Consider the following 13,602-nt stretch of genomic DNA (forward strand, 5'->3'; position numbering starts at 1 on the left):
TAAACGTCGAGCCCCGCATGCGGCAAGCATGCGGGGCTCGCGCTCTCCCTGGTCCCCTTTTCGCGAGTCCCGTCGTTTATGCCACCTTCTTCGTGTCGAAGAATTGTTCGTCTTCGGTCGAACCGTGCAGTGCCGTCGTCGAGGCTTCGCGCTCGACCGTTTGGGTGACGGCGTCGAAGTAGCCCGTGCCCACTTCGCGCTGATGCTTCACGGCCGTGAAGCCCTTCTCGGCGGCGGCGAACTCGGCCTGCTGCAGTTCGACGAAGGCGCTCATCTGCGAGCGCGCATAGCCGTGCGCGAGGTTGAACATCGAGTAGTTGAGCGCGTGGAAGCCCGCCAGCGTGATGAACTGGAACTTGTAGCCCATCGCGCCCAATTCCTTCTGGAACTTCGCGATCGTCGCGTCATCGAGGTTCTTCTTCCAGTTGAACGACGGCGAGCAGTTGTACGAGAGCATCTTGCCGGGGAATTGCTTGTGGATCGCTTCGGCGAACTTCTTCGCGTACTGGAGATCGGGCTTGCCCGTTTCGCACCAGACCAGGTCGGCGTACGGCGCATAGGCGAGGCCGCGCGAGATGGCCTGCTCGATGCCCGGCTTCGTGCGGAAGAAGCCTTCCACCGTGCGTTCGCCCGTCAGGAACGGACGGTCGTTCTCGTCGATGTCCGACGTGATGAGGTCGGCTGCTTCGGCGTCCGTGCGTGCGACGAGCACGGTAGGCGTGCCGCAGACGTCCGCCGCAAGTCGGGCCGCCGTCAGCTTCGCGACGTTTTCGCGCGTCGGCACGAGCACCTTGCCGCCCATGTGGCCGCACTTCTTGACCGACGCCAGTTGATCTTCGAAGTGCACGCCCGACGCGCCGGCTTCGATCATGGCCTTCATCAGCTCGAACGCGTTGAGCACGCCGCCGAAGCCGGCTTCGGCATCGGCCACGATCGGGGCGAAGAAATCGACATAGCCTTCGTCACCGGGATTCTTGCCTTCGGACCATTGGATCTGGTCGGCGCGCGTGAGCGTGTTGTTGATGCGCTTCACGACGAGCGGCACGGAATTGGCGGGGTAGAGCGATTGGTCGGGGTACATTTCGCCGGCCACGTTGGCGTCGCCCGCCACTTGCCAGCCCGACAGGTAGATGGCCTTGAGGCCGGCCTTGACCTGCTGCATGGCCTGGTTGCCCGTCAGCGCGCCCAGCGCGTTGACGAACGGCTCGTTGCTCATGAGGTCCCACAGCTTCTCGGCGCCGCGCTTCGCGAGCGTGTGCTCGGGCTGGATCGAGCCGCGCAGACGCACCACGTCGTCCGCCGTATAGGCGCGCTTGATGCCCTTCCAGCGCGGATCGGTTTCCCATTGCTCCTGCAGTTGCTGTGCTTGCTGTTGGCGTGACATGGTGTGACTCCTTGTTGCTTGAATGAGAGAAGGACGTGATCTTGCTTGTCGCAGCCTTCATTCGGTCGCGAACTCTTATATAAGAGTCTAGGCAAATCGGAGCAGAGGGAATAGGCGGATTCGAACGTTTCGAGAATGTATTTAATTCAATAAAATCAAATACATGATCACATTATTTCGTAATGAGAAAAGCCATTTTCCATGTCGCAACGTCTTGGGTTGTGCCACGCAGCACAGATTTTTACGACACAAAACATTTTTTCGTATCGTGAAAAAGGGGTTCGATTAAATTCAGACGTAAAAAAACCGGCGCCAGGCACCGGTTTTTAGCGTTGACGCGGTCGTGCGTCAGAACGGATTAGCCGTTGCTGCGGCGCGGGGCACCGCGCCCGCTGTCGCCGCGGCGGCTTTGACCGTCGCGAGCGCCATAGCCGTCACGCGAGCCGTAACCGCCGCCGCCGTTGCGCGAACCCGAACCGTTCGAGTTCGAACCGCGATTGCCGTAGCCGTTGCCGCTGTTGCCGCCATAGCTGTTGCCATTGCCGCTACCGAAGCTGCGGCCTTCGCCGTTGCCGCGCGGCGCGCTGTTCGAGCCGAAGCGCCGGCCGCCGCCGTTGCCGCCGCCAGGACGGCCGCGGCCGTTGCCGGTGCGTGCGGGGGGTGACTTGCGCGGCTCGAAGCCTTCGATCACGTTGACGGGCAGGGGCGAGCGAACGAAGCGCTCGATCCGCTTGAGGGCGCCTTGTTCGGCGTGGTGCACGAGGCTCACGGCGATGCCCGAGCGGCCCGCGCGGCCCGTACGGCCGATGCGGTGCACGTAGTCTTCGGCGAACTTCGGCAGATCGTAGTTGAACACGTGCGTGATGCCGGGGATGTCGATGCCGCGCGCGGCGACGTCGGTGGCCACGAGCACGCGCACGCGACGCTCGCGCAGCGCGCGAATCGTGCGGTTGCGGGCGCCTTGCGGCAGATCGCCGTGCAGCGCGGCCGAGGAGAAGCCCGCGTCGGCCAGACGGCCGGCCAGTTGATCGGCTTCGCTCTTCGTTGCCGTGAAGATGATGGCTTGGTCGAGCGCTTCGTCGCGCAGCAGGTGATCGAGCAGGCGATCCTTGTGATCGCGGTCGTCCACGTAATGGACCGTCTGCGCGATGTTCGAGCGCGATTCCGCTTGACGCGCGATTTCGATGCGCTCCGGATCCTTCAGCAGACGGTTAGTCAGCGAGCCGATCTTGCCGTCCAGCGTGGCCGAGAACAGCATCGTTTGGCGCGTGGCGGGCGTTGCGGCGACGATCGTTTCGATGTCGTCGATGAAGCCCATGTCGAGCATGCGGTCGGCTTCGTCGAGCACGAGCATTTGCAGTTGCGACAAATCGATACGGCCGCGCTCGAGGTGATCGAGCAGACGGCCCGGCGTCGCCACCAGGATTTCAGGGTTCTTCGCGAGCAGCATCAATTGCTGGCCGTACGCGACGCCGCCCAGGATGCTGACCGTGCGCAGCCGGCGCAGGTGCTTGCCGTAGGTCGAGGCGGCCGTCGTGACTTGCATCGCGAGTTCGCGCGTGGGCGTCAGGACGAGCAGGCCGGGACGGGCAACCGGCGGGCCGCGGCGCTGCTGGCGGCGGTCGCCGCCGGCTTCGCGCGGTTCGCGCGGCTGCGCGGCTTGCGTCTTTTGCAGCTGGGCGAAGCGCTCGATGGCGGGCAGCATGAACGCCGCCGTTTTGCCCGAGCCCGTCGGGCTCGAAACGAGCAAGTCGCGGCCGGCGATAGCGACGGGAATCGCGCGCTGCTGAACGGGCGTGGGGGCGGCGTAGCCCGCTGCCGTCAGCGCCGAAACGATTTCGGGCGACAGGCCGAGCGAGGCGAAGGTGGGGCCCGACGGCGCGGCAGCGGCTGCCGTGCCGTCGGTTGCCGCTGCGGCATCGGCGGGCGCGGCTTCCACGGGCGCAGCGGGGGCTGCTCCTGCATCGGTGTGCAGGCCGAGGGCGGCGTCGGCGATGGCGTTCAGCGGGCTGGAATCGAAGCTCGAAGTCATGTGAATCCTAAGAAGACGTCTAATAAAAGGCGTCGGCGCCAATCGGCATTACCCAAGTCGTCGGATTCAGCATGCATGAGCGCACGCGAGCAAATCGAAAAACGGGGGCAGCTCGCTAAGCAATGCGAGCTTTTCGTTAGAAGCTGTATCGGATACGGGACGCCGTTATGGCGTCGCCGTCAGCCTGGTATGAGACGGCCTGTGAGGGCCTAGGCGGAAGGGGACAGGTTCTAAACTGGATTGGAGCAAAACGCTACAACGCGCTGCACTCGCCACGCATGAACTAATGTACGGGCCGGCGGGTGATGCGCAGACGGCAGTATAAGGGTTTTTGCTGCGGCGCGCCACTGCCATGGACTGCCATGGACAGCCGCATTGCGAGCCGGCCCATCCGGATACGGGCGGGGCGGCCCCCGGCGAGCCGAACGTGGCCCCCGGGCCGGCATCGGGCTCGCGCGCTCAGCTCGCGGTGCCGTTCTTCAGCGATTCGACCAGTTCGGTGTATTGCTGCTTCGCCACATCCTGTCCCGTGCCTTTGAGCGAGGCCCAGGCGTCGTACTTGTATTTGCCGACGATATCGGCGAAGCCCGGCTTGTCGCCGTGCACGTCGCCTTCGGTGGCCTGCTTGAACAGGGCGTAAAGGCGCAGCAGCGTCATGTTGCCCGGCTTTTCCGACAGGGCTTTGACGTCCACCTGAGCTTGCTCGAACTGCGCATCGACGTTGCTCACGATTTTCTCTCCCATGCAAAAACGATAAGGCCGCCGATCATAGCAAGCGTTCCCGCCGGAAAGGTCGAGCAATGCTTCCAAACGCGGCCGCATCACGTGGGCGGCGGAGCGCCGCACTACCCGCATTACAATAGCGCCCATGACATCAACCGTGCTGCTTGCTCTCGATACGTCGACCGAATATTGCTCGGTCGCGCTGCTTTCCTCGGAGGCGCCTTCGGCTGCCTCGCAACCGGCGCCGCCGCGCATTTGGGCGCGCCATGAGTTGACGGGCGCCGTCTCCAGCACGCGCGTGCTGCCGGCCGTGCGCGAATTGTTCGACGAAGCCGGGCTGGCGCTCGGCGCGTGCAATGCCGTCGCGTTCGGTTCGGGTCCCGGCTCGTTCACGGGCTTGCGCACGGCAACGGGCGTCGCCCAAGGTCTCGCGTTCGGGCTGGCCGTTCCCGTCGTGCCGGTCAGCACGCTGCTCGTTTGCGCCGAAGGCGCGCGGCTGCGCGATCCTTCGATCGCGCGCGTGCTGGCCGTGCTCGACGCGCGCATGGACCAAGTGTATTGGGCCGACTACGCCTGGAATGCCGGCGCCGGCGAATGGGAGACGATGACACCGCCGTCGCTCGGCTCGCCGGAAGCGCTCGTCGCGCCCGACGTGCCGTTCGCGCTCGCGGGCAATGCCGCGGACGCGTTCGGCGCTCGGCTGGCGGTTGCCGAGCGCGCTGCGGTGATCGATCGCGAGGCGCTGCCGGATGCGCGGCCGTTGGCGCTGGCGGCGCTGCGCGCTTATCGGGCGGGGCGCACGGTCGCGGCCGAGCACGCGGCGCCCGAGTACGTGCGAGACAAGGTCGCGCAGACGACGGCCGAGCGGCTTGCCGAGCGTGCGGCGCGCGGTGGGCAGGAGGCGCGATGAGCGGGGTGTTGTTGGCCGACCGCTATCTGTCGCCGATGACGGACGCCGATCTCGACGAAGTCGCGGCGGTCGAGCACGAGGCTTACGAGTTTCCCTGGTCGCGCGGCAACTTCGAAGATTCGCTGCGCAACGGCTATTTCGGCATTTGCATGCGACACGTCACGGGCGTGCTCGTCGGCTATTGCGTGCTTATGCCCGTTGTCGACGAGATGCATCTGCTCAATCTGTGCGTGACCCCGCAAGCGCAGGGCACGGGCGCCGGTCTTGCCTTGCTGCGCGAGGCCGTGCGCGTGACGCGCGGCAAGCAGCTCGCCGGCCTGCTGCTCGAAGTGCGGCCGTCCAACATCCGCGCATTGCGGCTTTACGAGCAGTTCGGATTCGCGACGATCGGCCGGCGCAAGAACTATTACCCGGCGCGGCGGCACGGCCGCGAAGACGCGCTCGTCATGCGCTACACGTTTTCGAAGGAGGGCGATTGATGCCGCTCGATGAAGCCGCGCTCGAGACACTGGGTCTCGGGACGCTGTGGGTGCGGCGCGGTGCGTCGATCGATCAACGTCCCACGCAGGATGAAGCACGGCAATCGGACCCGCTCGGGGCCTTGCCGGCCGCGGCGATCGAGCGGGCGCCGGAACCGGTGCCGGTGCCGGTGCCGAGCGAGCCATCGCCCATCGACGAGCCCGCCTGGGACGATCTCGCGTACGAGCCGCCCGCCATCCCCGTTCGCCGCGCCGAAGCGGCTGCATCGAGCGAAGGGCGCGACGTGGGCGACGTCGCCGCGCTCGACTGGGATGCACTCGAAGCGCGCGTCTCGGCATGCGAGCGCTGCCGGCTCTGCGAAAAGCGGACGAACACGGTATTCGGCGTCGGCGACCGCGCGGGCGATTGGATGCTGATCGGCGAGGGGCCGGGCGAAAACGAGGACAAGCAAGGCGAGCCGTTCGTCGGGCAGGCCGGCAAGCTGCTCGACAGCATGCTGCGCGCGCTTTCGCTCGCGCGCGGCGAGAACGTCTATATCGCCAACGTCGTCAAGTGCAGGCCGCCCGGCAATCGGAACCCCGAGCCCGACGAAGTCGCGCGCTGCGAGCCGTACTTGCAGCGCCAGGTCGCGCTCGTCAAACCCAAGCTCATCGTCGCGCTCGGGCGCGTGGCCGCACAGAGCCTGCTCAAGACCGATGCGAGCATTTCGTCGCTGCGGGGCCGCGTGCACCGCTACGAGGACGTGCCCGTGATCGTGACCTACCACCCCGCGTACTTGCTGCGCAGCTTGCCGGACAAGGCGAAGGCATGGGTCGATCTGTGCCTTGCCTTCGACACCTACCGCCAAGCGCTTGCCGAAGAACAGGCGCCGCAATGAGCGCGCTCGAGCCGGCCGTCGAACCCGCCGCCGTGCTCGAGGCGCTGCAAGACACGCTATCGGATCCCGTCGTTCGAGATCTGGCCTGGCTGCTCGGAAGCCGGCCGTTGCTGCGGGGGCATCCCCCCGCGGGCGAACTCGCCGCCGTGTTCGAGACGGCGCACGAGATGGCCGCCACCGTCGACTGGCTGCTCGCGCTCGAGCGTGATCCGAGCGATCTGCGGCAAGCGCTCGCGGTCCCGCGGATCGTGCGGCTGGGCCGCTACGCCGAGTGTTTGCTCGGCTATTTCCTGGAGCATGGCCCGGCGTGCCGGCTCGTGGCGGCGAACGTGGCGCTTCGCTTGGCCGGACGCACGATCGGCGAGTGCGATTTTCTTATGGAAACCGCGAGCGGGCACCGTCTCCACTGGGAGCTGGCCGTCAAATGCTATCTGCACGCGGGTGGCGAGCGCGCCGAGTTGGCCGATTATGTCGGCCCCAATCTGCAGGATCGATTCGACCTGAAACTGGCGCATCTGCTGGGGCATCAGTTGCCGCTGTCGGCGCGCGAGGAGTTCGCGGCGTTGGGGCATGCCGGCCCCTGGCAGCCGCAGATGTTCGTCAAGGGTTGGCTGTTCTACCGATGGGGTGAAACGCCGCCCGTTGCGCCGGCCCTAGATCCTGCGCACCATCGCGGCTTTTGGGTGACCCGCGGCGACTGGCCGGCGTTTTGCGCGCGCCGCCCCGCGGCTCGCTGGGTCGTGCTGCCGCGCTTGGCATGGCTCGCGCCGCGGCCTGCCGTTGCCGACGAGGCTGTCGATGCGGCGGGGTTGTCGACGGTCGGCGCATTGGGCGAGCGGCTGGCGCAGCACACCGGCCCGACGATGGTCGCGGCGTTCGAGCGCGAACCTGCGGGGCTCGGGCGCTGGCGTGAAACGGAGCGGGGATTTCTCGTGCCCGACGAGTGGCCGGACGAGGCGCGCGCCTACGCGTTGGGAGACGCTTGATCGGTTGCCCGGCGGAGGTCGCCCTTGATCGAGGCCGAGCACGGACGATCTTGCTCGGCGCGGCTGTGCCGCCGAGCTTTGCCGTTCGCTACCACCACCGATGGAAGTGATGGAGCGGGCCGATGCCGGTGCCCACCTGCAGGCGCGTGCTTTCGCGCAATGCGCCGACGAGATAGGCCTTGGCATCGGTCACGGCGTCGAGCCAGCTCGGCCGCTGCGTAATCAGTGCCGCGATCGCGGCGGAGAGCGTGCAGCCCGTGCCGTGCGTTTGTTTGACGTCGACGCGCGCCGCGCCGAGCCGGTGCGAGCCCGTTTCGTCGATGAGCCAATCGGGGCTTTCCGAGCCGCCCAGGTGGCCGCCTTTCATCAGCACGGCGCGCGCGCCCAGCGAGCGCAGCGCTTCCCCGTGTTGCCGCATGGCGGCTTCGTCGGCCGCTTGGCCGTTCGCGCCGACGAGTGCGGCCGCCTCCGGCAGGTTGGGCGTGACCAGTCCCGCAAGCGGGAGCAACTCCTCGCGCAGGGCGGCAACGGCGTCGGGCGCCAGCAGCGCGTGGCCGTTCTTGGACAGCATCACGGTATCGAGCACGATGTGCGCGGGCCGATAACGGCGCAAGGCCGCGGCAACCGCGCGCACGATGTCCGCATTCGCCAGCATGCCGATCTTGACCGCGTCGATGCGGATATCCTCGAACACGGCGTCGAGCTGAGCCGTGACGAATGCGCTGTCGGGCGCGTGGATCGCGCGCACGCCGTGTGTGTTCTGCGCCGTCAAGGCCGTGATGACGCTCGCGCCATAAACGCCGAGCGCGGAGAACGTCTTCAAGTCGGCCTGGATGCCGGCGCCGCCGCCGGAGTCGGAGCCGGCGATCGTGAGCACGTTGGGGATGGCGCGGGTCATGGCGGGTGGTGTGACGAACGAGAAAAGCCTAACGAGCCTAACGAGCCTAACAAGTCCAACAAGCCTGATAAGCGTGTCGGCGCGCCGTCAATGTTTCACTTCGCCGATCAGCGCAACCGAATCGAACGCGCGCTGATTGGCCTGGTGGCGGCGCATGACGACCCACATCATGAGGCAGACGAACGTGCCGAACAAGACGATGACGACCGATACCGGCACGTCGAGCCAGACGAGCACGGCGTACAGACACAGCATGACGAGCACCGACAGGTTCTCGTTGAAATTCTGCACGGCGATCGAATGGCCGGCCGACAGCAGAACGTGGCCGCGATGCTGCAGGAGCGCGTTCATCGGCACGACGAAAAACCCCGAGAGCGAGCCGACGAACATCAGGAACAGGTAGGCGATGATGAGATAGCCGGCCACGTGCACGTGGCCGAAGTAAAAGCCCCAGTTCGGCGGCACGACGTGACGGCTATAGAACGCCATGGCCGTCACCGCGAGGCCCATCACGATGCCGACCGGCAGCACCGACAGCGATTTCTTCAGCGGCACGCGCGCCGCCGCGAGCACCGCGCCGCCGGCCACGCCGACGGCCACGATCGCCTGCAGGATCGCGCCCTCCGACAGCGACATGCCGAGCGACACCTCGGCCCATTTGAGGACGATGAACTGCAGCGTGGCGCCGGCGCCCCAGAACAGCGTCGTGACGGCCAGCGAAATTTGACCGAGCTTGTCATGCCACAGCGTCAGGAAGCAATCGGCGAAATCGGTGATGAGCTTGATCGGTCCGCGCTCCTGTTTCGGGTAGCGCGCGCCCGTATCCGGAATGCTCAGATTGAAGATGGCGGCCGTGACGTAGATGCCCATGATCACGAGCATCGCCGCTTCGGCCGGGGTGCCGACGAACGGCACGTGATGCTTGAGGATGTGCACGGCGATATGCGGGCTGATCAGCGCGCCGCCGAGCACCGTGCCGAGAATGATCGACGCGACCGTGGTGCCCTCGATCCAGCCGTTGGCCGCGACGAGCCGCTCGGGCGGCAGCAGTTCCGTCAGGATGCCGTACTTGGCGGGAGAATAGGCGGCGGCGCCGAAACCGACCACGCCGTAGGCGGCGAGCGGGTGTGCCCCGACCATCATGAAGCAGCAGCCGACGATCTTGATCGTATTCGTCGCGAACATGACCCGCCCCTTGGGCCGCGAATCGGCGAACGCGCCGACGAACGGGGCGAGCACGACGTACGACAGGACGAAGAACAGCTTGAGCAGCGGTGTCATCCAGTTCGGTGCATGGAGGTCTTTGAGCAGTGCAATGGCGGCAATCAGAAGGGCGCTATCGGCCAGCGACGAGAAAAACTGCGCGGCCATGATGGAGTAAAAACCTTTTTTCATCTGATGCGGTGCGGTCCTTTGCGGCGCGTCCTCCCCGGGCGCGAATGACGCGTTAGGACTTAGGCCGTTCGAAATGGGTTGTGCGCACGGCTTTATATCACGAAAATAGGTGGCTTCGGACGGCCGGCGCGCCGCCCGGGCGGCGCGCGGCTACCCGCCACGCGTCCGACAATGCGCCATCCCATCCCGATCGGCCTTGTGCCCCTTACGAAAAACGCCATGCCGCGCCCGCTTCTCGCTACCATCCACACCGCCGCCCTGGCCAACAATCTCGCCGTTGTCCGCCGCAGCGCACCGCATTCCAAAGTGTGGGCCGTCGTCAAGGCCAACGCCTACGGCCATGGGCTCGCGCGCGTGTTCCCGGGCCTGCGGGCGACGGACGGCTTCGGCTTGCTCGACCTCGAGGAGGCCGTGAAGCTGCGCGAACTGGGCTGGGCCGGGCCCATCCTCCTGCTGGAAGGTTTTTTCCGCCCGACCGACATCGACGTCATCGACCGCTATAGCTTGACCACGACCGTGCATAGCGACGAGCAGCTGCGCATGCTGGAAATGGCGCGTCTGTCCAAGCCGGTCAATATTCAGTTGAAGATGAACAGCGGGATGAATCGGCTCGGCTACGCGCCCGAGAAGTTCCGGGCGGCCTGGGAGCGGGCTCGCGCCTGCCCCGGCATTGGGCAGATCGTGCTCATGACCCATTTTTCGGATGCCGACGGGGAGCGTGGGATCGAACATCAGATCGAAGCGTTCGAACGCGGGGCGGAAGGCATCGCCGGCGCGCGCAGCCTGTCGAATTCTGCCGCCACGCTCTGGCATCCGCGCGCCCATTTCGACTGGGTTCGCCCGGGCATCATTCTGTACGGCGCTTCGCCGTCCGGCGTCACGTCCGAAATCGACGGGGTGGGGTTGCAGCCGGCCATGACGCTGGCCTCCGAGCTGATCGGCGTACAAACACTAGCAAAGGGACAGACCGTCGGCTACGGATCCGCCTTCACGGCGCCCGCGCAGATGCGCATCGGCGTCGTGGCCTGCGGCTATGCCGACGGCTATATGCGCTGTGCCCCCGAAGGCACGCCGATCATCGTCGACGGCGTCCGGACGCGCTTGGTGGGGCGTGTGTCGATGGACATGCTGACGGTCGATCTGACGCCTTGCCCGACGGCGAGCGTCGGCTCGCGCGTCGAACTCTGGGGCGCGCAGCTGCCGATCGACGACGTCGCGCGCGCCTGCGGCACGATCGGCTACGAGCTGATGTGCGCGGTCGCCCAGCGCGTGCCCGTGCTCGCCGAATAAAGGGACACCGGGTTCTCGCTTCCCGTTTGTCATCTCATCTCATTTCTGCGATCGATAAAAAGACGGCTAAGGACCGCGCGTGGCAAAACAGAAGACGGCTTACACCTGTACGGAATGCGGCGGCCAATCGCCGAAGTGGCAAGGGCAGTGCCCTTCTTGCAACGCCTGGAATACCCTCGTCGAGACGGTCGCGCCGAGTCCCGGCGCGCATCGCTTCCAATCGCTGGCGAAGAGTGCGCCGGTGCAGCGGCTCGCCGACATCGAAGCGGCCGACGTGCCGCGCTTTTCGACCGGCATTGGCGAGTTCGACCGCGTGCTCGGCGGCGGTTTCGTCGCCGGTGGGGTCGTGCTGATCGGCGGGGATCCGGGCATCGGCAAATCGACGCTCCTGCTGCAGTCGCTCGCTTCGTTGTCGGAGGAGCGCCGCGCGCTCTATATCAGCGGCGAGGAGTCGGCGGCGCAGATCGGTCTGCGCGCGCAGCGCCTGGCGCTGCTCGAACCCGGTTCGCGGGCGGCCGATTTGCAGCTGCTCGCCGAAATCCAGCTCGAAAAGATCCAGGCGGCGATCGAAGCCGAGCGGCCCGACGTTGCCGTCGTCGACTCGATCCAGACGATCTATTCGGACGCGCTGACGTCCGCGCCGGGCTCGGTTGCCCAGGTGCGCGAATGCGCGGCCCAACTCACGCGCGTCGCGAAGCAATCGGGCACCACCATCGTCATGGTCGGGCACGTGACGAAAGAGGGCAGCCTAGCCGGCCCGCGCGTGCTCGAGCACATCGTCGATACCGTTCTGTACTTCGAAGGCGACACGCACTCGTCGTTCCGGCTCGTGCGCGCGTTCAAGAACCGGTTCGGCGCCGTCAACGAACTCGGCGTCTTCGCGATGACCGAGCGCGGGCTGCGCGGCGTGGCCAATCCGTCGGCGCTCTTTTTGTCGCAGCACGAGCAAATCGTCCCCGGTTCGTGCGTGCTCGTCACGCAGGAAGGCTCGCGTCCGCTGCTCGTCGAAATCCAGGCGCTCGTCGATACGGCCCAAGTGCCGAACCCACGCCGGCTGGCGGTCGGGCTGGAACAGAACCGGCTCGCGATGCTGCTGGCCGTCCTGCATCGGCATGCGGGAATCGCCTGCTTCGATCAGGACGTGTTTCTGAATGCGGTCGGCGGCGTGAAGATCGCCGAGCCGGCGGCCGATCTCGCCGTGCTGCTGGCCATTCACTCGTCGATGCGCAACAAGCCGCTGCCCAAGGGGCTGATCGTGTTCGGAGAAGTGGGCCTCGCGGGCGAGATCAGGCCATCGCCGCGCGGGCAGGAGCGTTTGAAAGAGGCGGCGAAGCTCGGCTTCACGTCGGCGTTGATTCCGAAGGCGAACGCGCCGAAGCAGCCGATCGACGGGCTCCAAGTGCTGGCCGTCGATCGGATCGAGCAGGCGATCGATCGGATCAAGGAACTCGAGTAGGGTTGCGCGCCCGTCACGTCAGATATCGCCGCCGGGCTCCTGGCCGGCATGCGGCTTAGCGGACGGCGGCCGAAACAGCACGTGCTCGCGCGCTTCCTCGACCGTCAGCACGGGCGAGACGCAGCAATCGCGCGGCTCGAGCAATTCGACCCATGTACTGAGCCGATGCGTGGCGATGTGATCGGCCAGTTCGCGCGTCAGCGCGACGGCGTCGGGGCCGCCGATGACTTGGCCCAGGCTCCAGTGGCGGGCTGCCCAATCGGGCCGGCCCAGCGCGCGGCATAACCGTTCCCAAAACTTCAATTCGAGTGCGCCGACGGCGAGCCAACGTCCGTCGGCCGTCCGGTAGACGTTGTAGCAGGGTACGCCGCCGTTGAGCAGCCCGTGGGCCGCGTGCAATTCGTCCAGGCTCTCCGGCGCCCCTCGATCGGCATTTTCGAGCGTGGCCTGCGCGACGATGTTGCTGACGTGGATCGAATGCGTCATCGAGACATCGACGAATGCGCCGTCTCCGCCGCGCGAGACCTGCCAAAGCGCCGCGAGGATGCGCGTGACGGCGGGCAGGGCGCCGCCGAGCAGATCGGCGATCTGGATATTCGGGACGACGGGCGTGCCATCGGCCGTCGCGATTTGATCGAGGACGCCCGCGTAGGCGAGATAGTTGAGGTCGTGGCCCGGCCGCTGCGAGAACGCGCCCGTTGCTCCGTAGCCCGTGATCGCGCAATAGACGAGTTTCGGGTTGACCTTGGCGAGGCTCCGGTAGTCGAGCCCGAGCCGCTCCATCACGCCGGGGCGGAAGCTTTCGACGAGGACGTGCGATTCACGCACGAGTGCGCGCAGCACCGTCCGTCCCGTTTCGGATTTCAGATCGAGCCGCGTCTCGCGCTTGCCGCGATTGACGAGACGATAAAAGCTGCTCGGGATGCCGCTCGCGCGGTCCGCCGGCGCCTGCATCATCGCGCGCGCTCCGTCGCCAGCACCGGGTTCCTCGATCTTCAGCACGTCGGCGCCGAGTTCCGCGAGCCGCAGCGTCGCGAGCGGCCCGGGCAGCAAGCGCGTGAGGTCGAGCACACGCAGGCCATGCAGCGGAGCATCGGTCGTCAACCTACACCTCCTATCGATCCGTGATCAGAGACGCCTCTGCGCGATGGGGGCGGCGAGCCGAGCGCCG

General features: G+C 66.4%; 12 protein-coding genes. 6 read left to right on the top strand and 6 right to left on the bottom strand.

Annotation, left to right across the window (positions count from 1 at the left end; genetic code table 11):
- Positions 1-76 precede the first annotated feature (76 nt).
- From aceA to DWV00_RS07725, 3 genes are all read right to left on the bottom strand, one after another.
- Positions 77-1,384 (bottom strand): isocitrate lyase, encoded by a 1,308-nt coding sequence (aceA, locus tag DWV00_RS07715; protein WP_115532980.1) that lies wholly within the window; start codon positions 1,382-1,384, stop codon positions 77-79.
- Between the two features lie 358 nt (positions 1,385-1,742).
- Positions 1,743-3,416: a DEAD/DEAH box helicase gene (locus DWV00_RS07720; protein ID WP_115532981.1), complete on the bottom strand. Its 1,674-nt coding sequence runs from the start codon at positions 3,414-3,416 to the stop codon at positions 1,743-1,745.
- Between the two features lie 459 nt (positions 3,417-3,875).
- On the bottom strand, positions 3,876-4,145 hold the full coding sequence (locus DWV00_RS07725) for an acyl-CoA-binding protein (protein WP_115533065.1): 270 nt from the start codon (positions 4,143-4,145) through the stop codon (positions 3,876-3,878).
- Between the two features lie 139 nt (positions 4,146-4,284).
- Here DWV00_RS07725 and tsaB point away from each other — a divergent pair, with 139 nt between their 5' ends.
- Genes tsaB through DWV00_RS07745 form a run of 4 tightly spaced genes read left to right on the top strand, consistent with a single transcriptional unit; the run spans position 4,285 to position 7,392 of the window.
- Entirely contained in the window at positions 4,285-5,049 is a 765-nt protein-coding gene (tsaB, locus tag DWV00_RS07730) for a tRNA (adenosine(37)-N6)-threonylcarbamoyltransferase complex dimerization subunit type 1 TsaB (RefSeq protein ID WP_115532982.1), read from the top strand.
- Complete coding sequence (rimI, locus tag DWV00_RS07735) at positions 5,046-5,528, top strand: ribosomal protein S18-alanine N-acetyltransferase (RefSeq protein ID WP_115532983.1); 483 nt, start codon at positions 5,046-5,048, stop codon at positions 5,526-5,528. Before tsaB ends, rimI begins: the two co-directional genes overlap by 4 nt.
- Positions 5,426-6,406, top strand: a complete 981-nt coding sequence (locus tag DWV00_RS07740) for a uracil-DNA glycosylase (RefSeq protein ID WP_425452733.1) — start codon at positions 5,426-5,428, stop codon at positions 6,404-6,406. The genes rimI and DWV00_RS07740 overlap by 103 nt, the downstream gene beginning before the upstream one ends.
- Positions 6,403-7,392: a DUF1853 family protein gene (locus tag DWV00_RS07745; protein ID WP_115532985.1), complete on the top strand. Its 990-nt coding sequence runs from the start codon at positions 6,403-6,405 to the stop codon at positions 7,390-7,392. The genes DWV00_RS07740 and DWV00_RS07745 overlap by 4 nt, the downstream gene beginning before the upstream one ends.
- A gap of 88 nt (positions 7,393-7,480) precedes the next feature.
- Here the strand turns inward: DWV00_RS07745 and thiD are convergent, their stop codons facing one another.
- Both thiD and lplT read right to left on the bottom strand, forming a co-directional pair.
- Positions 7,481-8,290 (bottom strand): bifunctional hydroxymethylpyrimidine kinase/phosphomethylpyrimidine kinase, encoded by an 810-nt coding sequence (gene thiD / locus DWV00_RS07750; RefSeq protein ID WP_115532986.1) that lies wholly within the window; start codon positions 8,288-8,290, stop codon positions 7,481-7,483.
- A gap of 87 nt (positions 8,291-8,377) precedes the next feature.
- Positions 8,378-9,685: a lysophospholipid transporter LplT gene (lplT, locus tag DWV00_RS07755; RefSeq protein WP_115532987.1), complete on the bottom strand. Its 1,308-nt coding sequence runs from the start codon at positions 9,683-9,685 to the stop codon at positions 8,378-8,380.
- 219 nt (positions 9,686-9,904) lie between these two features.
- Between lplT and alr the strand changes: the two genes are divergently transcribed.
- Together alr and radA are read left to right on the top strand one after the other, a co-directional pair.
- Positions 9,905-10,975, top strand: a complete 1,071-nt coding sequence (alr, locus tag DWV00_RS07760) for an alanine racemase (RefSeq protein WP_115532988.1) — start codon at positions 9,905-9,907, stop codon at positions 10,973-10,975.
- Positions 10,976-11,054: 79 nt separating this feature from the next.
- Entirely contained in the window at positions 11,055-12,431 is a 1,377-nt protein-coding gene (gene radA / locus DWV00_RS07765) for a DNA repair protein RadA (RefSeq protein WP_115532989.1), read from the top strand.
- An 18-nt stretch (positions 12,432-12,449) separates the two neighbouring features.
- Here radA and DWV00_RS07770 read toward each other — a convergent pair whose 3' ends face one another.
- The gene (locus tag DWV00_RS07770) at positions 12,450-13,535 is read right to left on the bottom strand and encodes a CaiB/BaiF CoA transferase family protein (protein ID WP_115532990.1); all 1,086 of its coding nucleotides are present in this window, start codon (positions 13,533-13,535) and stop codon (positions 12,450-12,452) included.
- Positions 13,536-13,602 lie beyond the last annotated feature (67 nt).

The sequence above is a fragment of the Trinickia dinghuensis genome (assembly GCF_003367175.1).
GTDB classification, from domain to species: domain Bacteria; phylum Pseudomonadota; class Gammaproteobacteria; order Burkholderiales; family Burkholderiaceae; genus Trinickia; species Trinickia dinghuensis.